Source organism: Fusibacter ferrireducens, assembly GCF_015352425.1.
Taxonomy (GTDB): Bacteria; Bacillota; Clostridia; order Peptostreptococcales; family Acidaminobacteraceae; genus Fusibacter_A; species Fusibacter_A ferrireducens.
Genome location: NZ_JADKNH010000027.1, coordinates 1 through 19,574, shown reverse-complemented (window position 1 = coordinate 19,574; position 19,574 = coordinate 1). Strand labels below are relative to the sequence as shown.

The 19,574-nt window shown below is 36.5% G+C and carries 19 protein-coding genes and 2 other annotated features; of the genes, 7 read left to right on the top strand and 12 right to left on the bottom strand.

Annotation, left to right across the window (positions count from 1 at the left end):
* Positions 1-236, top strand: a 236-nt coding sequence (locus tag ISU02_RS23200) for a hypothetical protein (RefSeq protein WP_194704248.1), incomplete at its 5' end; no start/stop codon positions are given.
* 52 nt (positions 237-288) lie between these two features.
* Here the strand turns inward: ISU02_RS23200 and ISU02_RS23195 are convergent.
* The 6 genes from ISU02_RS23195 to ISU02_RS23170 all read right to left on the bottom strand — a co-directional run bounded on the left by ISU02_RS23195 (position 289) and on the right by ISU02_RS23170 (position 7,605).
* Positions 289-870: an indolepyruvate oxidoreductase subunit beta gene (locus tag ISU02_RS23195; protein ID WP_194704247.1), complete on the bottom strand. Its 582-nt coding sequence runs from the start codon at positions 868-870 to the stop codon at positions 289-291.
* A 2-nt stretch (positions 871-872) separates the two neighbouring features.
* Positions 873-2,651 carry an indolepyruvate ferredoxin oxidoreductase subunit alpha gene (gene iorA / locus ISU02_RS23190; protein ID WP_194704246.1) on the bottom strand — a complete coding sequence of 593 codons (1,779 nt, stop codon included), beginning with the start codon at positions 2,649-2,651 and terminating at the stop codon, positions 873-875.
* Between the two features lie 32 nt (positions 2,652-2,683).
* On the bottom strand, positions 2,684-3,595 hold the full coding sequence (locus ISU02_RS23185; RefSeq protein WP_194704245.1) for a bifunctional enoyl-CoA hydratase/phosphate acetyltransferase: 912 nt from the start codon (positions 3,593-3,595) through the stop codon (positions 2,684-2,686).
* Between the two features lie 222 nt (positions 3,596-3,817).
* On the bottom strand, positions 3,818-4,921 hold the full coding sequence (locus ISU02_RS23180) for a tetratricopeptide repeat protein (protein ID WP_194704244.1): 1,104 nt from the start codon (positions 4,919-4,921) through the stop codon (positions 3,818-3,820).
* 15 nt (positions 4,922-4,936) lie between these two features.
* On the bottom strand, positions 4,937-5,758 hold the full coding sequence (locus ISU02_RS23175) for an NAD(+)/NADH kinase (protein ID WP_194704243.1): 822 nt from the start codon (positions 5,756-5,758) through the stop codon (positions 4,937-4,939).
* Positions 5,759-5,790: 32 nt separating this feature from the next.
* Entirely contained in the window at positions 5,791-7,605 is a 1,815-nt protein-coding gene (locus tag ISU02_RS23170) for a B12-binding domain-containing radical SAM protein (RefSeq protein ID WP_194704242.1), read from the bottom strand.
* 160 nt (positions 7,606-7,765) lie between these two features.
* Between ISU02_RS23170 and ISU02_RS23165 the strand changes: the two genes are divergently transcribed.
* The 5 genes from ISU02_RS23165 to ilvA all read left to right on the top strand — a co-directional run bounded on the left by ISU02_RS23165 (position 7,766) and on the right by ilvA (position 12,614).
* On the top strand, positions 7,766-8,269 hold the full coding sequence (locus ISU02_RS23165; protein WP_194704241.1) for a hypothetical protein: 504 nt from the start codon (positions 7,766-7,768) through the stop codon (positions 8,267-8,269).
* Positions 8,270-8,342: 73 nt separating this feature from the next.
* Complete coding sequence (locus ISU02_RS23160) at positions 8,343-8,837, top strand: hypothetical protein (protein ID WP_194704240.1); 495 nt, start codon at positions 8,343-8,345, stop codon at positions 8,835-8,837.
* Between the two features lie 139 nt (positions 8,838-8,976).
* Positions 8,977-9,663, top strand: a complete 687-nt coding sequence (locus tag ISU02_RS23155; protein ID WP_194704239.1) for a response regulator transcription factor — start codon at positions 8,977-8,979, stop codon at positions 9,661-9,663.
* A gap of 8 nt (positions 9,664-9,671) precedes the next feature.
* A complete protein-coding gene (locus ISU02_RS23150; RefSeq protein WP_194704238.1) occupies positions 9,672-11,060 on the top strand; it encodes a sensor histidine kinase in 1,389 nt (462 codons plus the stop codon).
* Between the two features lie 49 nt (positions 11,061-11,109).
* Positions 11,110-11,329, top strand: a binding site (T-box leader).
* 67 nt (positions 11,330-11,396) lie between these two features.
* On the top strand, positions 11,397-12,614 hold the full coding sequence (gene ilvA, locus ISU02_RS23145; protein ID WP_207736519.1) for a threonine ammonia-lyase: 1,218 nt from the start codon (positions 11,397-11,399) through the stop codon (positions 12,612-12,614).
* A gap of 133 nt (positions 12,615-12,747) precedes the next feature.
* Here the strand turns inward: ilvA and ISU02_RS23140 are convergent, their stop codons facing one another.
* The 5 genes from ISU02_RS23140 to ISU02_RS23120 are packed head-to-tail and all read right to left on the bottom strand — an operon-like array spanning position 12,748 to position 17,417.
* On the bottom strand, positions 12,748-13,047 hold the full coding sequence (locus ISU02_RS23140; protein ID WP_194704237.1) for an MGMT family protein: 300 nt from the start codon (positions 13,045-13,047) through the stop codon (positions 12,748-12,750).
* Positions 13,044-14,111 carry a 3-isopropylmalate dehydrogenase gene (gene leuB / locus ISU02_RS23135; protein WP_194704236.1) on the bottom strand — a complete coding sequence of 356 codons (1,068 nt, stop codon included), beginning with the start codon at positions 14,109-14,111 and terminating at the stop codon, positions 13,044-13,046. Before leuB ends, ISU02_RS23140 begins: the two co-directional genes overlap by 4 nt.
* A 3-nt stretch (positions 14,112-14,114) precedes the next feature.
* Complete coding sequence (locus ISU02_RS23130; protein WP_194704235.1) at positions 14,115-14,606, bottom strand: 3-isopropylmalate dehydratase small subunit; 492 nt, start codon at positions 14,604-14,606, stop codon at positions 14,115-14,117.
* Between the two features lie 2 nt (positions 14,607-14,608).
* Entirely contained in the window at positions 14,609-15,880 is a 1,272-nt protein-coding gene (gene leuC, locus ISU02_RS23125; RefSeq protein ID WP_194704234.1) for a 3-isopropylmalate dehydratase large subunit, read from the bottom strand.
* A 13-nt stretch (positions 15,881-15,893) separates the two neighbouring features.
* Complete coding sequence (locus ISU02_RS23120; protein ID WP_194704249.1) at positions 15,894-17,417, bottom strand: 2-isopropylmalate synthase; 1,524 nt, start codon at positions 17,415-17,417, stop codon at positions 15,894-15,896.
* A 36-nt stretch (positions 17,418-17,453) separates the two neighbouring features.
* Positions 17,454-17,663: a binding site (T-box leader), on the bottom strand.
* A 177-nt stretch (positions 17,664-17,840) separates the two neighbouring features.
* Here ISU02_RS23120 and ISU02_RS23115 point away from each other — a divergent pair.
* Positions 17,841-18,215: a response regulator gene (locus tag ISU02_RS23115; RefSeq protein ID WP_194704233.1), complete on the top strand. Its 375-nt coding sequence runs from the start codon at positions 17,841-17,843 to the stop codon at positions 18,213-18,215.
* Between the two features lie 112 nt (positions 18,216-18,327).
* Here the strand turns inward: ISU02_RS23115 and ISU02_RS23110 are convergent, their stop codons facing one another.
* Positions 18,328-19,371 carry a DUF5050 domain-containing protein gene (locus ISU02_RS23110; RefSeq protein ID WP_194704232.1) on the bottom strand — a complete coding sequence of 348 codons (1,044 nt, stop codon included), beginning with the start codon at positions 19,369-19,371 and terminating at the stop codon, positions 18,328-18,330.
* Positions 19,372-19,574 lie beyond the last annotated feature (203 nt).

Sequence of the window (19,574 nt, the reverse complement as noted above, 5' to 3'; positions counted from 1 at the left end):
TGGCTCAAATCTTGTTGCATATAACAACATTTGGGGCATCGCTCAATACCCCAAAACGATTTTCGCTGACGCTGTTTGAGGTTGAACACCCCTCAGCACAGCTTTTGGCTCAAATCTTGTTGCATATAACAACATTTGGGGCATCGCTCAATACCCCAAAACGATTTTCGCTGACGCTGTTTGAGGTTGAACACCCCTCAGCACAGCTTTTGGCTCAAATCTTGTTGTTTAATTAAAGTCCCACCAAATACTAGATTCAGTGGGACTCATTTCATTAGTAATAAGTGTCTATTTAACTTGATCCATACCAAGTTTAAATGCTTTTATATTGATATCTACGAATTTTTCCTTTACATTTGCCTTAATAACCTTATCCCAATCAATGCTCGCATCAAGCCCCATTGCCTTTACCAAGGCTCCGACGATTATGACATTCATCGTTTTGATGTTGCCTATTTGACTGGCTAATTCAGATCCCTTAAGTACAGTCGTATGAATTTTTTGACTGATATCTTCTATTATACCTGTAGGATACGTGGCAGCGCCTGATAAAATTGGTGCAGAAGGTATTTCATAATCATTCATAACAACTTGTCCCTGCGGTTTAACATAGTCGAGCCATTTGGATGTCTCCATCGTTTCAAATGATACGAGTATATCTGCTTGCCCCTTGCCAATAATAGGCGAATGGACTTTTTCTCCAAATCTGACTTGTGTTGTAACGCTGCCACCTCTTTGAGCCATGCCATGTACTTCACTCATTTTGACATCATATCCTGCATTAATTAATCCGTTTGCCAATATTTTTGAAGCCAAAATGATCCCTTGACCACCTACACCACACAACAATATATTTTTAACTTCTGCCATGATTATTCACCAACCCTTTCAATTGCATCAAATGGACATGCTTGTAAACAGACTTCGCAGCCTACACACATATATTTATTGATTTTCGCTTTCTTAATCGTTGGATCAAAGCTAATGGCAGGGCATCCAGTCTTTGTACATATTTTGCACCCTCTACACTTGTCCTCAACCACTCGACATAATTTTTTCTTGAGATCAAATTCTTTAATATCTTCTGGCGAGAAGTTTTTAAGCGCACATGGCCACCTTGTAATGATCACAGAAGGTCCCTCGAACGCAAAGGCATCTTCAATCGCCTTATCCATTTCATCCAATTTAAGTGGATTTACTGTAACAATGTGTTCAATGCCTATGGCTTTAACTAAATCTGGAATATTGATCACATTTGCAGGATCACCCTGTAATGTATAGCCACTTCCCGGATTTTCTTGATGACCTGTCATGCCTGTAATACGATTATCCAAGATAACACTCACTGTATTCCCACCATTATAAGCAACTGTAATTAACGAGTTAATGCCCGTATGGAAAAATGTTGAATCTCCTATTACGCCAACCACTTTCTTATCTACATTATTTTTCTTGAACGCCTGAGCTGCACCATGTCCCATTGAAATAGATGCACCCATGCATATTACAGAATCCGTTGCATTTAAAGGCTCTGCTGATCCAAGTGTGTAACAGCCAATATCTCCTGTGATAACGACATTTTTCTTTTTACTTAATGTGTAGAAGAAACCTCTATGAGGACAACCTGCACAAAGTGTTGGCGGTCTACTGACGATCATCTCAGGATTTGCTTTAATCGTTTCAAGCTCTTTACCCAACAGTGCTTTAGCGATGATATCAGGATTGAGCTCTCCAATACGCGGAATCAAATCTTTACCTATACATGGAATACCCGCTACCTTCATTTGTTCTTCAATAAAAGGCTCTAATTCTTCAACGACATATAATACTTCGACTTCTTTTGCAAATGCGCGAATTTTGTCCATTGGCAAAGGAAATGTAAAACCGAGTTTTAAGTACGAAGCTTCACTCCCAAAAACTTCTTTTGCATAAGTATATGCAACACCAGATGTGATAATGCCAATTTTTTTATTGCCCCATTCAATTCGATTAAGAGGGGTCTCGTTTGAAAACTTCTCTAATTCAACAAGTTTTGCTTCAACAACTGGGTGTAACATTTTTGCATTTGCAGGTGCAGAAATAAACTTGGTCGGTTTTTTCACATAAGGTATTATCGGAACATCTTTTCTGTCTTCAAAAGTTACCAGTCCCTTTGAATGACAAACTCTTGTAGTCATTCTAAAAAGCACTGGCACATCATACTTCTCAGAGACATCAAAAGCCGCTTTTAGATAATCTTTAGACTCTTGAGAATCACTTGGTTCGATGCACGCAATTTTCGCAAACTTCGCATAATAGCGATTATCTTGTTCATTTTGTGAAGAGTGGCAACCAGGATCATCTGCAGATACCAACACTAAACCACCTGTAATACCAGTGTAGCCAATTGTAAATAACGGGTCCGCAGCCACATTGACACCAACATGTTTCATGGCAGCTAGAGTTCTTGCCCCAGCCATTGAGGCGCCAATAACAGTTTCAAGTGCTACTTTTTCATTTGGAGCCCATTCAGCAATAAGATCCTCTTTGTATTGTGCCATATTCTCTAAAATTTCTGTACTCGGTGTGCCAGGATATGCACTTGCAAATGTGACGCCAGCCTCGTATGCGCCTCGTGCTACCGCTTCATTCCCTGTCATTAAATGCTTCATATTTAACTCTCCTTATCTCAACAATTACTCATTTAACCTTTATAAGATGCAATTACACTACCAAGTGCAATCGAATTTAATTTTGCCTCGTAGCTATCCGCTCTTGACACCAAAACAATGGGTACTTTCGCCCCCATGATAATACCAGCTGAATCTGCACCTGCTAAATAGGTCAACGTTTTACCGATACCATTCCCAACCTCTATTGTTGGCACAAGTAAGACATCTACATCTCCTGCAATTTCACTCTCAAAGCGTTTTGTAATCGCAGCTTCCTTAGAGACAGCCAAATCAAGCGCCAGTGGCCCTTCTATAATGACATCATTTCCAAAATGTCCTGTTTTCGAAAGTTCTTGCAATTTTCGAGCATCTACCGTTGCAAGCATCTTTTCATTCACTTTTTCTTTAGCTGCAATTCCAGCTACCTTAACCGTTTCAATCCCCATTGCCTTGCAAACCGTTATTGCATTTTGAGTGATTTTAACCTTTTCTTCGTATGATGGCTCAATATTCATGCCTCCATCCGTCAAAAATAATAGTTTGTGATAATGAGTTGGCTCATAAATCATCACATGACTCAGCAAGCTATCTGTTCTTAGGCCAATCTCTTTGTCTAAAACTGCTTTTAACAAAATAGACGTATCAATTAAACCTTTCATCAGAAAATCAGCTTTGCCATCAGATACTAATTTTACAGCCACCTTTGCAGTTTCTTTTAAATCCTCCACTTGAATAATTTCATAATCAGATACATCTAAATGGTGTGTCTCCGCAATCTGCCTAATTTCTTCTGCATCGCCTACTAAAATGGGTGTAATGATGGCCTCTTTTGCAGCTTTACATACTGCACTTAGAACATCTTCATCTTGAGCTGCTGCAACTACTAGTCTCATGGACTTTCCTTGCTTAGCAACTGCCAGTAGATCCTTTACACTTTTAATCATATACATCTCACCTTTATATGTTTTTTTTAATCGTTCAACTTTTTTAATAACTTCACATTCATTTTACTATATTTTTTTGAAGCCTTCAATAGTTTTTGTAAATTCAAATACCTCTACTGTTCTTTGTACAATAAAAAAATCTGCTGAATTGACTGCTATAACAGTTGATTCAACAGATTTCATTTACAGATTGACATTTTATATCGATTTATTGATATTGAGTTAATGAACTGTTTTTATGTGGGCATGCCACATTTGAATGACTTCATCCTCTGGATTGAGTTCAAATGCGCGCTCAAACTGACGCCTTGCCTCTTCAATATCACCCTTATTCAAAAAGACAATACCTCTATTGCAAATGATCTCTGCATTTAAGGGATCTAAGCGCAATGCCTCCTTATAGTATTTAAGAGCTTCATCATAGTCTCCCAGACTTAAAAGGCAGATACCAATTTCATTCATAGTCTGAATATGGCCGGTATTTAAAGTTAAAACTTTTAAAAAGTATTTAAGTGCGGTTTCATGCTCCTCTTGAAATCGATAAGCTAGTCCAATGAAGAAATTCAGATTCCACCAGTCACCATGTTCTTCTTCAATACTCTTCAGCAATTCTAAGCCTTCGTCAATTCTACCATTCAAAACAAGTTCATAACCGGTTTCATAAGTTGATCGATCCCTACACTTTCCTAAAAAAGTTACAATTTCTTCTTTAACATCCTGATCAAGTTCGAACGACAAGGCTTTCACCCATAACTTTTCAGCTTGTTTAAAATTCTCTCTATTGTAGAAAAAAATCCCTAATTGATAATACCCTAGACCAAAGGTGGGGTCAATTTCAACGGTCTTTTTAAAGTATGCGGCAGATTGTTCTTCATATTCAGATTCAGTGGTCTCTTGATACAAATCATGATAACATCTGCCCAAATTATAAAGTGTGTCTAAATTATCAGAATCAATTTTTAAACAGGCATTCAAATATAATATAGCCCTATAATACTCTTTTAAAGATGCAAAATTGAGCGCATCATTTAATATTTTAAGCGGCATTTCTATGTCAATATCCTTTATCAAGTCAACATAGTATGCCACATGCTTAAATTCAGGTTCTGCACCAAGTACATAGATCAAACCTTTTATAATGGCCAAAGGTGGTATAATTTCAATATTATTTTCCTTTATTGTTTCAGCTAAATTGTCTATACACACGGGAATTGGTATTGAAGGATTTAGTTCTATTGTTCTCAGTTTAATCTTTTTTTCTGCCTTTAATTCAATAAAGACAACCTCATCTAAAAATTTCTTTAAATATGTTTCTATTATATGCATTTTTACCTCACTAAATTATTCAAGTACGCGTCGGATATTTTTATCAATAATTTTTCTTTTGAATAAATCAAAATAATCGAACTCATCAGATCGAATCACTTTAATATCAAACTCGTCAGCCACCTTCACATGAATATCTTCTATATATTCATTGGACAATTTATTGCCATCACACGCGACAATAACTTTGCGCTTATGCGCTTTTATGATTTTAATATCCACGTAAGTGTCATTGGGAACAATCATAGTTGACTTCATAGGCCTGTTGACGCTGTTGTCATTCGGTGTCAACGGCGTAATTTGAAACACAGGAATGTCGCTATGGATCACTGCACCGCCTGCCCAGATCGCGTAACCTGTTGCACCTATTGGCGTGGAAAGGATCAACCCATCCCCAGTGAAGTAGTTAAAGGGTCTACTATTGAGATAAACTTTCGCTTCCATGAGTTTAGGTTCCACATGCTTAATCAAAATTTCATTAAAAGCATAATCCGTATAGACTTCCCCACTGAGTGTTTTGGTATTAACCATTAAGAGGGGATAAGTTATAATCCTATAATTTTTACGATCTAAAACGTCAAATATCTTTTCAAGATGGTTTGGCATAATCGTCGTTAAAAAACCCAAAGTGCCTGTATCAATGCCTACAAAGGGGGCTTTCAGATCTCGATATTTTCTGATGGCACTGAGCATGGTCCCATCGCCGCCGATCACAAAAATAACATCTGGATTTTCTGTTACAATTTCTCGATTCTGCGATTCAAGAAGTTTAATCAAGTGTCCTTTAACCGTCATTGAGTCCTTCTTGATATTATGATGAATCATAATGCGCTTCATTTGTCACCTTCTTCTTTTCTTTTATTGTCAAATTACTTGCTGATTTCAGGAAGCTCAACTCTAAAGTAAGTTGAGGGTTCAATTGCATGTTCAGGCCGTTTGTAATCAAACAGAACGATATTTAACCTTGTCTCTACAGATTCATACTGGCTCTGAATTAAAGATATTATATCATAATTAAGCGTAATAAATTCCACCGTTTTGAGAATTTGCTTGGATTGCATGCCCACATAAAAAGGATTTATTAGCACTTGATTTTCTAATGTTTTTAAATAGTATAAACGTCTGATATTAAATTGTGGTACTTCAGTCATAATAAAAAATGGTCTTACACCCTTCATATGAGCATAGTAGTAATCAAACTTCAAAAGATCATTGAAAAGTGCCGAATGATCATAATTTTCTAGATAGAATTCATACAGTATATCATACAGTTTTGCCGTTGAATGCGACACATACATCAAATTGTTTTTTCTAAAATAATCACATAGTTTAAGAAAGAATTCAGAGGGCACTTTGTTTTCGATTTTTAAAAGATATTCAATAGAATGTTTAAATCTACCCGAATTATAATAATACTCAAGCACTGCCTCAAGATTTTTAAGTTTAGTGAGTGCCTCAAACTGAATATATCGATTGTATAGCACCTCATAAGGCGCTTGTTCTCTAAATTCATAGCCATGTATTTCTTGTGTGGTCATAATTGGAGTACCCTTTAAAATTTTTAGAAACCCGAGTTGCAGCGCATGAGGTCTCATTTCAAATACATCATCAAACGATTTCAGGAATCGCTCATACCCTTCATAAGGCAAACCCGCTATAAGATCTAAGTGTATATGAATATTACCCATTTTAAGTAACTTCATACAATTTATTTTAAGTTTTTCGAACTCAATGGGTCTATTAATGGCAATCATAGTCGCATCATAAGTGCTTTGCACACCAATTTCAAATTGAAATAATCCCTCTCTTGCTTGCGAGAGCAAATCAAAATAGTCTTTGTCAAAGAGAGTAGCAGTCATTTCAAAGTGAAAATTCGTTATACCATTATCATTTTCTATCAGATATCCCAAAATTGAAAGCGCATGTCTTTTATCTACATTGAATGTTCGATCTACGAATTTAACTTGCGGCACATTTGCCCTTAAAAAAACATCCAAGTCCTTGAAAACGCGTTCTAGAGAATAGAAACGCACACCCTTTTCCGCTGCAGATAAACAATAACTACAGCCATAAGGACAGCCCCGTGAACTCTCATAATATAAAATCCTGTTTTCAAAAGGTTCAAAGTCATCGTAAACAAAAGGAATCTCATCCAAACACTCAATTGGATTACACTTAGAATTGACTGCTATGTTGTCTTCAACCCGGTAAGCAATACCTGGTAAATTTTCAAACGCTTCTGTTAACCGATTGATCCCATCTGCCTCTTGTAAATTTGCCTCTATTAATTCTATAACGGTTTTTACAGTGCTCTCTCCTTCTCCCATTACAATCAAATCTATAAACAAGTGACACTTCAGCTTATTTTCAGCATCATAAGAAACTTCTGGCCCGCCAAAAATGATGTATGATTTTTGGTTAAGCTTTCTATAATTTGAGAATAATATAACTAGCGATTCAATATTCCAAATATATGCTGAGCACACAATCACATCTGCATCTATTTCTACGATTTCTCTCAATATGTCGTCTTGTGACTGATTTATGGTGTATTCCCTAATAATCATTTGATTTTCTTGTCCATCAAAACATTTGGAGTGATATTTAACATATTTGCTTATGGAATGGATAGCAAGATTGGAATGTATATATTTTGAATTGAGTGTCATAAATAATATTTTCATTTGTCCTCTTCCTTCATAAAAGTTTTAGTAGATGTGTATCTATGAATTATATATGATATTCACTTTAATTTTAACCTAAAACAGCAAATTTCATTCTAAATATTATGAACATTAATTTTAAATATGTTATACTTGTGTTAGCAGAATGAGGAGGTAGACTATGGCTATAATGTCATCCCGATTAATAAGACATGAAATATGTAAAGATGAAATTAAAAATCTTGGCGGACACGTTATAGATATTCAAGGCATCATGTTTTTGGTTAAGTTTGATATCAATGGACATAAAATAACATATGCCTATCATTTAAATGAAGACAATACTTATTTGCTTGAACGTGTTAAACCTTACTTTTTAAGTATTGGTTTTTATAAAGATGAAGAAGATATCGTCGATTGCATCAAAGTGGATATCGAACAATTTCGAAACGCAATGTATTCATCTAATTTCGAACAATTTATAACCATTGATAATCATCTCAGTAAATTAGTGCGCTTGTTTGAAGATTTATATCTTTACTACAATATCAATAAAGAAGACCTCGCTATACTAGATCAATCCGTTGACCTCATATTAGACAACATCAAAGTGATCATGAAACATTCAGAACGTGTTTACACAAAAAAAGATCCCGATGTCCTATGTGAAGAAATTGAATTCTAAATCTCTACATGATCTTCATAAGTTCTCCACATTTGAGCAGTAAGATAGAGACAAATCTAAAGGAGGTCATCTTATGAAATTAAAAACAGTTTTTTTAACAGGTTTAATGTTACTGCTTACAGCAGGCATTATCTTTGCAGCGACACCATCGGAAATCATCACAGACTTAACCGGTATGACAGAGGCGCAAGTCGTTGAATTACACTCTACCGGTATCACTTATGGTCAAATTGCACAAGACAATGGCGTCTTAGAAGCTTATCAAGAAGCTATGTTAGCAGAAAAGATTGCACTTATCAACGAACGCGTTACTGACGGTACTTACACTAGGGAACAAGCTGATGCTTATATCACCAGAATAACAGATAATCAAGCAACTTGTGATCCATCTAATCCAGACAGAATTATGAGTGGCACTGGATTGAGATTTGGTGGTGGCAATGGTTTGGGCAAAGGCGCTGGCTTTGGTAACAACGCAAATTGTTTAACACCTGGAGCAGGTCTTGGAAATGGCGGATACGGTAGATCCAATGGTATGGGCTTTGGTAGAACACAAACAAATAATTAACATATTCTAAGCACATTAAGGATGAAACCTCGTGTTTCATCTTTACATAGAAAACTAAAGTAGCATGTAGCGCACCTGTGTTACATGCTACTTTTATCATGAAGTGTTATAATCCAATAAATTATGGGAGTGCGTTTTAATGAAAATACTATTGATAGAAGATGAAAAAGACTTACTGGAAGTCACAAGAGATTATTTATTAAAAGAGGGTTATGAGGTAACAACCGCAATGACAGGTATAGAAGCACTCAATAAATTCAAAACAGATACATTTGAGTTTGTTGTCATGGATCTTATGCTACCCGATTTGCATGGTGAAGAATTGTGTCGCCTCTTCCGTGAAACTTCGGATGTCCCCATCATTATGCTCACTGCAAAATCGAGTTTAGAAGATAAAATCAACGGATTGGCTCTTGGAGCAGATGATTATATCACGAAACCTTTTAGTTTAAGAGAACTCATCATGCGTATTAAATCCATCTCTAAAAGAGTTTACAAACAGACTTCAAATGATGCTCTTGCGTTTGACCATAACCGAATCATTATAGATAAAAATGCTCATACCGTCTTGAAGGATGATGAGGAAGTTTATTTGACTAAAATTGAATTTGATATTCTATTGGTCTTTGCAGAAAATCCAAATCGAACTTTTACAAGAGAACAGCTCATTGAAATCACAATGGGATATGATTATATTGGCTATGATCGTACCATTGATACTCACATTAAAAATATACGCAAAAAAATCGAAGATGATCTTAAAGATCCGCGATACGTTAAAACAGTATATGGTGTTGGTTATAAATTTATCTCAAAAGACTCGTGAGGTGTCCTATGCCTAATTCAAATCCTAAAAAACATTATCAGAACTATCTTAAAAATCACTTCCTCATAATTGCATTTTCTACACTCTTAATTGTGACCATCGTCGGCAACTTATCTGTAAAGTATTTTTTTAGTCATTACTTGAGCAAGCAAGTTATTGAAAACAATTCACAAATTTTAGAATCTATAGAAACACTCATCTCAGAAGATGCACTTACCAATCAGAATTTTCGCGCACTTTCTTCTTCAAACAGTGTTTATCTAAGACTTTACAGCAAGAGTACGAATGCCCTTATCATGGATAGTGAAACCACCAAGGGCTATGGCATGGGGAGCGGTATGGGCAAAGGCAATGCCATGTCAACGCTTCCCAAAATAGATGTGTCCTTGTTAGACTTTACTGCCTATGACGTCAATTCGCCTAACGGTCAATTGATTTACAGACTGGAAATAGGTCGTCGTCCTGACATTGTATCTTCTACAATTGAAGGTCAGTTTATATTTGCTCTCAACATCGTCTTTTTCATCACATTGCTTGTAACGGCTTTGTTCAGTGTTTTCTATGCCAATTACCAATCTAAAAAAATCACGACCCCTATTTCTACTCTCATAGGAAACACAAAACAAATTGAACTCGAAAAATACAATAACTTTAATAATATTGAAACCGATTTGCAAGAAATCGACGCCCTGAATCATTCTCTCTCAGCACTTAATGACAAATTAAGTGCTCAAGATGCACTTAGAAAACGGCTCACTACGGACATAGCACATGAGCTCAGAAATCCACTTTCCATTCTCAGAAGTCACATTGAGGCCTTTGTGGATGGTGTTTGGCTCCCTAGTGAAGAAAAATTACTCAAATGCAATGATGAAATTCTAAGGCTTACAAGACTCATTGATGAACTCAACGAATTATCTGTGGTTGAAAATTCATTGGTGCTTACAAAGCAACCTCATGATTTCGTGCATACAATTAACAAAGTAATTTCAAGTTTTGAAGTCTTACTAGAAGACCGTCATATTACTTTAGAGAGTGTCCTTCCAAGTCGCTTTCAACTTGAATACGATGAAGACCGAATGATTCAAGTTTTAGTTAACTTATTGACTAATGCCATTAAATACTCCCCTGATAACAGCCATATAAAGGTTAGCCTGTCAAATTTAGAAAATCAACCGACCTTTTGCATATCGGATCAAGGCATCGGTATTTCAAAAGAGGATTTGCCCTACATCTTTGAAAGATTCTATCGCTCAGACAGTTCCAGAAATAGGAAGACCGGAGGCCTTGGAATCGGTCTTGCTGTGACGAAAGCAATATGTGAGGCACATGACTTTAACATTAAGGCACAAAGTCAACTTGGGGAAGGCTCTGAGTTTTGTATTTATTTTTGTTGACAGAGTCGTTACGTTTTGATAATATAATCAGAAATATAGCATTTTATCTATAAAAGCATTGATGGAGACTTGATCTAATCTTTTTTATTACAGAGAAACGGAATTGCTGAGAGCCGTTGTAAAAACTTTAGAATTCATATCCCTCCTGAGCTTTATATCTGAAATCAAGTAAGGTATAACGTTTAGCCCCGTTAAAGGCTTAGGTTTATTAGAACCGAAGAGTGGTGTATGCAATTAAGGTGGTACCGCGAGTCAATCTCGTCCTTATTATAAGGATGGGATTTTTTTTTTAACCCGCAAAATGAAATTAAAAACTAAATCTGTGGAGGTAATGAAATGAACACACAAAACGGAATATCCCAATCAATGATTAAAGAAGCTGCGGATCGATTAAAACCGGTCATAAATGAAACACATTTAATTTACAGCGATATTTTTAGTCAAGAATTTTCAAACCAAATCTACATCAAACCTGAAAATTTACAGAAGACGGGATCTTTTAAAATCCGAGGGGCTTTCAACAAAATCGCACAACTCAACGGCGATAATCTTGATAAAGGCGCTGTCGCCTCTTCTGCTGGAAACCATGCCCAAGGGGTTGCTCTGGCTGCTCAAATAGCAGGCTGTAAAGCAACAATTGTCATGCCTACTGCAACGCCTCTCATCAAAGTAAATGCGACGAAAGCATATGGTGCTGAGGTCATTCTACACGGAGACTGTTACGACGAGGCTTATAAAAAAGCTTGTGAAATTCAAAAGGAAATGGGATATACCTTTATTCATCCTTTTAATGATTATGACGTCATTGCTGGTCAAGGGACCATCGGCGTCGAAATTTTAAACGAACTCCCCGATGCAGATTACGTACTCGTTCCTGTTGGCGGCGGCGGTTTAATCGCTGGTATAGCTTATGCGATTAAAACCATTAATCCAAACTGTAAAGTTTTTGGTGTGGAACCAGAAGGCGCTATGTCCATGAAAGCTTCATTGGATGAGGAAGCTGTGGTAAAACTTGAAAATATACACACCATTGCCGATGGCGTCGCTGTAAAAGAAGTTGGCAATTTGACTTTTGATATTGCTAAACAATATGTAGATGGCATTATTGCAGTAAATGATTATGATATCATGGAGGCTTTTCTCCTATTGATTGAAAAACATAAAATTGTCGCTGAAAACGCAGGCGTACTGAGCATTGCCGCGCTTAAAAACTTTAGAGTTAAAGATAAGAAAATTGTCTGTGTCTTATCTGGGGGTAATATTGATGTCGTCACGGTTTCCGCAATGATCAATAAAGGGTTATCCAGCCGTGGTCGCATTTTTTGCTTCTCTGTGGAATTACCAGATACACCAGGTCAACTCCTTAAGATTTCGCAAGTGTTATCCGATTTAAAAGCTAATGTTATCAAACTAGATCACAATCAATTTATGAATTTAGATCGTTTTATGCATGTTCAGCTTCAGGTTACAGTGGAGACAAATGGGCACGACCATATCCAACAAATTATAGATGAGTTTTATAAGATTGGATATCAAGTCACTAAAGTCTACTAGACAGCAGTACAGATCTATACGTTCAATTCCTTTGTTCAATCTGAACAGTTTGAATTCTTCTTCGAACTGGACTTAGAAGAAAGAGAGTCTCGAAAACAGTTTAAACTATTTTCTGGACTCTCTTTTTATCTTTTTAAATAATATACCTTTTTAAATCTATTTTGCCCTGCAAATCAAATTCTATGCCTTCGTCCTCAAGGAGACGCCTCTGTTCTTCATATCCCATACCGGGTTTTAAGGAAATCCTACCTTGTGAGTTGATGACCCTATGCCAAGGGAGTTGATATCGACTGCTCATTGTACTGAGAATTCTCGAAACCTGTCTAGAGGCTCTGGGGTTTCCTGATAATTCTGCAATTCTGCCATATGTGGAAATACGCCCTTTTGGAATTTTTGAGATATTTTCAATGACAGCTAGGGTAAAAGCATTCATAAAGCCTCCGCTATTAAATCTCCTATTTCTGATGTACTCAATGATTTTTGATCTTTGCCTGCCAAATCAATTGTACGATGCCCATTATTCAATACTTTTAATACGGCATTTTCAATTTGATCTGCACAGTCATGTCTTCCTAAAGAATAGCGAAACATCATCGCCACCGATAAAATTGTGGCAATAGGATTTGCTATATTTTGCCCTGCAATACTTGGTGCAGAACCATGTATGGGTTCATATAAGCCAAGCTTGCTTTCATTTATAGATGCGCTTGGCAAAAGTCCGATAGAACCAGTAAGCACACTCATTTCATCTGATAAAATATCACCAAATAGATTGCTTGTCAAGATCACATCAAATTGCATTGGATTTATAATCAGTTGCATTGCCGCATTGTCCACGTAAAGATGCTCTAAAGTCACTTCTGGAAAATCTTTTGACACCTCAATTACCGTTTTCCGCCAAAGTCTAGAACTTGCAAGTACATTTGCTTTGTCAACGCTTGTGACTTTCTTATCTCGAGTCATTGCCATCTCAAAAGCAATTTTTGCAATACGTTTAACTTCAGGTGCGCTATAGGCCATCAAGTCGGAAGCAGATTGGCCATCTGCACTTTCCACTTGTTCTCCAAAATAGATTCCTCCATTGAGTTCTCTTACAACACAAATGTCGAGTCCATCGCTTAAAATACTAGACTTGAGGGGTGAATGTTCTTTTAAAGCTTCATAGAGGCGCGCAGGTCTTATATTTGCAAACAGTCCTAATGTCTTGCGCATTTTCAAAAGTGCCTTTTCTGGACGAAGTTCTGGGGCAATATGGTCATACTTTGGATCTCCAACCGATCCCATCAAAATAGCCTCACATGTGCTTAAAACTTTCAGTGTCTCATCTGTTATCGGCACACCATAGGCATCTATCGCATCGCCACCTATTTTTTCATCGATAAAATCTACTTTAAAAGCATTGAGTGCTGCTATCTTTTGGATGACTTTAATACCTTCGTCAACGATTTCCGGACCAATGCCATCTCCTTTTAAAATACCAATTTTGTAAGATTCCATGAATTAAATAGCCTCCTGTTTTAAGGTCTTCTTCGTTGTGTTGATCAGTCCATCATTTTGTATCATGTTTAATAAGAATGGCGGATACGGTTGAAACTTAAACACTTTTTGATCACTTACACGTTTAATTTCGCCTTTTTCAACATCTACTACGATTTCATCTGCTTCTGTCAGCGCATCTACAGCAGCTTCACACTCAATGATTGTAAGTCCTAAATTTAAGGCATTTCTAAAGAAAATACGTGCAAAGTTTTTTGCAATCACGCAGCTGACGCCAGAGGCCTTTATTGCAATAACAGCGTGTTCCCTTGAAGACCCACAGCCAAAGTTATCTCCTGCAACAATGACATCACCTTCAATAACCCTTTCACAAAAACTCTGATCTATATCTTCCATGCAATGTTCTGCCAAATGTGCTGGATCAGTTATATTTAAGTACCTTGCTGGTATAATTACATCTGTATCTACATTATCTCCATATTTAAATATTTTCATGGTTATTCTCCTTTATAAAATAATCTTGGCGACGAAAGTTTTCCTTCAATTGCGGAAACAGTGGCTACTGCAGGACTTGCAAGATATATCTCTGAACTCTTATGACCCATTCTACCGACAAAATTTCGATTTGTTGTCGCCACAGCTCTTTCATTTGCGCCTAAAATACCCATGTGTCCACCCAAACACGGACCACAAGTTGGCGTACTCACAACCGCTCCTGCATTGATAAAGATCTCTACATAACCCGCTTTTACCGCATCCAAGTATATTTTTTGAGTGGCTGGTATAATGATCATTCTCACGTTTGGATGCACTTTATGACCCTTTAATATTTCAGCAGTCACTTTTAAGTCATCAAACCTACCGTTTGTACACGAGCCCACAATAACTTGATCAATATTAATTTCAGGAATTTCGTTAAATGTCTTTGTATTTTCTGGAAGGTGTGGAAAAGCAACGGTTGGCTCGATTTCACTTAGATTTATTTCAATGACTTGAGCATACTCAGCATCGGAATCCGCTCTGTAAACTTTTGCTGCTCTTTCACTGTGTGCTTCAATATAGGCGATTGTCCTTTCATCAACTTCAAATATACCGTTTTTAGCACCTGCTTCAATTGCCATATTGGCAATGGTAAATCGGTCATCCATGGTAAGACTGCTTAATCCCTCTCCAGTAAATTCTAAAGATTGATATCTCGCACCATCTACACCAATAAGTCCAATTAAGTGTAAAATCACATCTTTGCCACTACTCCAATCCTGAAGTTCACCTGTAAGAACAACCTTAATAGCTGTAGGCACTTTAAACCAGCACTTACCCGTAGCCATACCCACTGCCATATCTGTACTCCCAATGCCTGTTGAAAAAGCTCCTAAAGCGCCATAAGTACATGTATGAGAATCGGCTCCAATAACCACGTCACCTGACACAACTAAACCCTTTTCAGGTAAAAGAGCATGCTCAATACCCATTTGTCCAATTTCAAAATAATTTGCAATTTGATTATCTTTTGCAAATTGGCGCATTTTTTTCGCCAAATTTGCAGTTTCAATATCTTTGTTAGGTGTAAAGTGGTCTGGAACAAGTGCAATTTTATTGGTGTCAAAAACACGTTTAACTTCCATTTGGTCATAACTGTCAATTGCCACAGGTGCTGTGATGTCATTCCCAAGCACCATATCCAAATCAACATGTACAAATTCTCCTGCTGTTAAATGCGTTTTTTGACAATGTGCCGCTAAAATTTTCTGTGTCATGGTCATTCCCATTTTTTTCGTCCTCCTAGTTTAATTCTATATATGATTTATTAACTGCTTCTATATAAGCATTGATACTCGCTTCAATGACATCTGTGCTTATGCCGCGTCCTCGATAGCTTTTATTGTCGATTTTCAGAATCACAACTGCCTCTCCAAGGGCATCCTTGCCTTCCGACACAGCATTGATTTTATAGTCAATCAATTTAATTTTCTTATTAACCGATTTTTCAATCACCTTAAATGAAGCATCTACCGGACCGTCTCCCACAGAAGCCTCTGTCAGTTCATTGCCATCAATGACTAGAGAGATTGTTGCCGTCGCTGGTATATGTTTCCCAGAGTGAATCATAAAAGTTTCTAATTTAACCACTTCAGGTATATGAGTTGTTTCCTTATTTAAAATTGCATCAATATCTGCATCGTAAACTTCTTTTTTCTTATCGCATAAATCAATAAATGCCCCATATGCAGTTTCAAGTTCTGTAGAATCAAGTACATATCCTAATGCTTTAACACGATCTATAAAAGCATGTCGCCCGGAATGTTTGCCAAGTACAATTTTACTCGTTTCTAAACCGACCGATTCTGGCGTCATAATCTCATATGTTGTGCGCTCTTGCAACATGCCATGTTGATGGATACCTGCCTCATGTGCAAATGCATTATCCCCTACAATGGCTTTATTAGGTTGAACTTTAACACCTGTTATATTCTGAAGCAATTTGCTTGTTTTTATGATCTGTTTTGTATCCACATTGGTGTAGCAATTAAAATAATCCTTACGGGTATCAATGGCCATAACAATTTCTTCAAGCGCCGCATTGCCAGCTCTTTCGCCAATGCCATTTATTGTACATTCAATTTGTGTGGCGCCTGCATTGATTGCAGCTAACGAATTCGCAACGGCAAACCCCAGATCATTGTGACAGTGAACCGATATGTTTACATTCTCAATGTTTGTAATTTGGTTCTTTAAAGTCTTGATAAAGGCGTAGTATTCATCCGGTGTTGTATAACCCACTGTATCGGGAATATTGATCGTCTTTGCACCTTCAGCAATCACAGCTGTGAATATCTCTGTTAAAAATCCCAAATCGCTTCTCACTGCATCTTCCGCAGAGAACTCAATATCATCAAAGAATCTTTTGGCATATCTTACTGCTTCTACAGCTGATTTTAAAGCTTCATCCTTAGTCATTTTTAATTTGTATTTTAGATGGACATCTGAAGTGGCAATAAATAGGTGTATTCTTGGTTTTTTGGCAAACTGCAATGCTTCCCATGCTCTATCAATATCGAGTTTAGTCGTTCTTGCAAGAGAGGCAACACTGACATTTCCAACATTTCTCGAAATTTCTCTTATAGCGTTAAAATCCCCTGGTGATGCAATGGCAAATCCAGCTTCTATAACATCTACACCAAGCTTTTCCAATTGTTTTGCTATTTTAACTTTTTCAGATAAATTCATCGTGAAACCTGGCGCTTGTTCACCATCTCTTAAAGTTGTGTCAAAAATAGTTATCCTTTTCATTTCCATTTCCTCCATATTTTGTTTTTTCAAATTAAAAAAAGACTACGTCCCTAATGGGACGCAGTCTTTGTCTGCGCGGTACCACCCAAATTACATAAACATTGTCTATGTCACTTTGATCTCTTAACGTGAGTAACGTCATATCTTACTTGATTCAGATATGAAACTCGGGAGCGAGAATTAAAATTGCCTTTCCTGATTCACACCAAACATCAGGTCTCTTTAAAAGTTCATTCTAATATTCTCCGTCATCGTCTGTTTCCTATATTGAAGACTAATATAACAATGTTTTAACAGTGTGTCAATACATTTTATTAAATTTGTGAAATATTTTTATGATTTGCATGATTTTTAGATCATTCGTTTGTTATTTTTCTTTTTTTCGGGTATTATATTGTTATAACAACTCGTATATCTACAATAGTAAAAGGAGTGGCTATGAGAATTCTTCATTTTGAATACAGTGATTTTTTCAGACGCGTTGTCCACGATTTAGTCTTGAGAAGCGGTCACGCTTATTTTGAAACAAAAAAGGGCAGCGATTTATTTAGAATACTAGCTCATGATGAGATAGATGTCATATTTACAGGCATGGAACTATCTGATATGTCTGGTGAAAACTTAATTCAAGATCTCAAAGAATCCAAATTTAAATCAATTCCAGTGGTTATTTTAACGTCCTCTGAAGTAGATAACTTAAACAAGCGTCTAAAAGGATTGGACTTTTATGATTTTATTCTAAAGGAAAATTTAAATATCGATACTCTAAACAATATCCTGGATAGAATTGAAGATATGCTCGAAGCCCTTTAATACTTACGTTATAGCCTCAAATACCCATTATGTTTTAATAAAAATACAAAGTATTTCTACAAAGATCACTGCGATTTTTGAGGCTATTTTGTTTTTTTGTGCTATAAATTTTCTATTCATCCACGCGCTCGCCCAATACAGTCACTGCTCCATTTTCCATATCGATAATGTATATTACCGAGTTTTTCTCCTCAGCCTGCCAGTCCAATGCATACACAACATCATCAATTACATTGACCCAATGTATTCTTTCATTAAGAATTTGACGTGTTGCTCTCGTGTTCAGATTCAGAGCATACAAGTTATCTTTAAATATATACAGTAAATAATCTTCTTCTGAATTCGAATAAATATTGGCAACATTCCCCATCACCAATTCCTCAAATTCAGTGCCATCAACACGCATTCTACATATGCTTTGAGAGCTATCTATCGCTCCAAATCCTTTTCCATCACCTTCACGATTTGAATTATTAAAATATATCCAGCCATTATTTACTATGAAATGTGTTGTTACAACATATTCTCCTGTTTCTTGCCATAGAATTTCTGCTCTGTTTTTACCATTTAAATCGATTCTAAACAATTGTCCTCTCTGCTGTAGAGCATAATAAATGTAATCGGATTCATATTGCATGCAGTTTATACCACCCGATACCAGTCTCTTCTTTTGGGTACCATCCAAACGCATTCTGTACATACCATTTTGATCAGATGCCATATCGACAACGTTTGCGTAGATCATCTGATCTACAATGACCGCCTGCAGTGTATTTATATCCGAAATAATTTCTCTTTGCTCTGGATGCTCAATTTCAAGTCTCATAAGTTCTGCGCCTTCACCAAAATTCCTGTAATAAAGGTATTTATCATGGAGCAATAAGCACATCCCGTAAGTATTCTCAAAAGTGAGATCTCCTGAATCACTTAATTGAGTAATGTTATTTTCGTTTCTCCCATCTTGAAAATAAAGTCTGCCATCATCGCTTTGAGCAACAAATCCAATATTGACACTATTAATTGGATTTGAATTCACCGTATGATGCTCTGAAGTATAGTCTGTACATGCATTTAAACTCATTGCTAGACTTATGATCATAAATATTTTTATCACTGTTATGTATTTTTTTAAGCGTTGCTTACAAAAAAATATCATCTACACCCCCTCTTAACTTGTTAATAAATTGATCCATTCCATTATAACACAAATTAGAACATGAGCCTTTTTTTGCTATATATAATAGAGTAGAAAGATAACTGCAAGAATTATCTCCCTCTCATTGAACCGTACGTACGGGTCTCGTATACGGCTCTACAACTTATATTCCAACTTATCTTAGATAATAATTTAAAGGATTG

Coding starts and splice junctions, on each gene's coding strand:
- ISU02_RS23185 (WP_194704245.1), bottom strand. CDS start 3,595: ATGATTAAAAGTGTAAAGGATCTACTGGCAGTTGCTAAGCAAGGAAAG.
- ISU02_RS23170 (WP_194704242.1), bottom strand. CDS start 7,605: ATGAAAATATTATTTATGACACTCAATTCAAAATATATACATTCCAAT.
- leuC (WP_194704234.1), bottom strand. CDS start 15,880: ATGGGAATGACCATGACACAGAAAATTTTAGCGGCACATTGTCAAAAA.
- ilvA (WP_207736519.1), top strand. CDS start 11,397: ATGAACACACAAAACGGAATATCCCAATCAATGATTAAAGAAGCTGCG.
- ISU02_RS23130 (WP_194704235.1), bottom strand. CDS start 14,606: ATGAAAATATTTAAATATGGAGATAATGTAGATACAGATGTAATTATA.
- ISU02_RS23150 (WP_194704238.1), top strand. CDS start 9,672: ATGCCTAATTCAAATCCTAAAAAACATTATCAGAACTATCTTAAAAAT.
- leuB (WP_194704236.1), bottom strand. CDS start 14,111: ATGGAATCTTACAAAATTGGTATTTTAAAAGGAGATGGCATTGGTCCG.
- iorA (WP_194704246.1), bottom strand. CDS start 2,651: ATGAAGCATTTAATGACAGGGAATGAAGCGGTAGCACGAGGCGCATAC.
- ISU02_RS23165 (WP_194704241.1), top strand. CDS start 7,766: ATGGCTATAATGTCATCCCGATTAATAAGACATGAAATATGTAAAGAT.
- ISU02_RS23140 (WP_194704237.1), bottom strand. CDS start 13,047: ATGAATGCTTTTACCCTAGCTGTCATTGAAAATATCTCAAAAATTCCA.
- ISU02_RS23155 (WP_194704239.1), top strand. CDS start 8,977: ATGAAAATACTATTGATAGAAGATGAAAAAGACTTACTGGAAGTCACA.
- ISU02_RS23115 (WP_194704233.1), top strand. CDS start 17,841: ATGAGAATTCTTCATTTTGAATACAGTGATTTTTTCAGACGCGTTGTC.
- ISU02_RS23195 (WP_194704247.1), bottom strand. CDS start 870: ATGGCAGAAGTTAAAAATATATTGTTGTGTGGTGTAGGTGGTCAAGGG.
- ISU02_RS23180 (WP_194704244.1), bottom strand. CDS start 4,921: ATGCATATAATAGAAACATATTTAAAGAAATTTTTAGATGAGGTTGTC.
- ISU02_RS23110 (WP_194704232.1), bottom strand. CDS start 19,371: ATGATATTTTTTTGTAAGCAACGCTTAAAAAAATACATAACAGTGATA.
- ISU02_RS23160 (WP_194704240.1), top strand. CDS start 8,343: ATGAAATTAAAAACAGTTTTTTTAACAGGTTTAATGTTACTGCTTACA.
- ISU02_RS23120 (WP_194704249.1), bottom strand. CDS start 17,417: ATGGAGGAAATGGAAATGAAAAGGATAACTATTTTTGACACAACTTTA.
- ISU02_RS23175 (WP_194704243.1), bottom strand. CDS start 5,758: ATGAAGCGCATTATGATTCATCATAATATCAAGAAGGACTCAATGACG.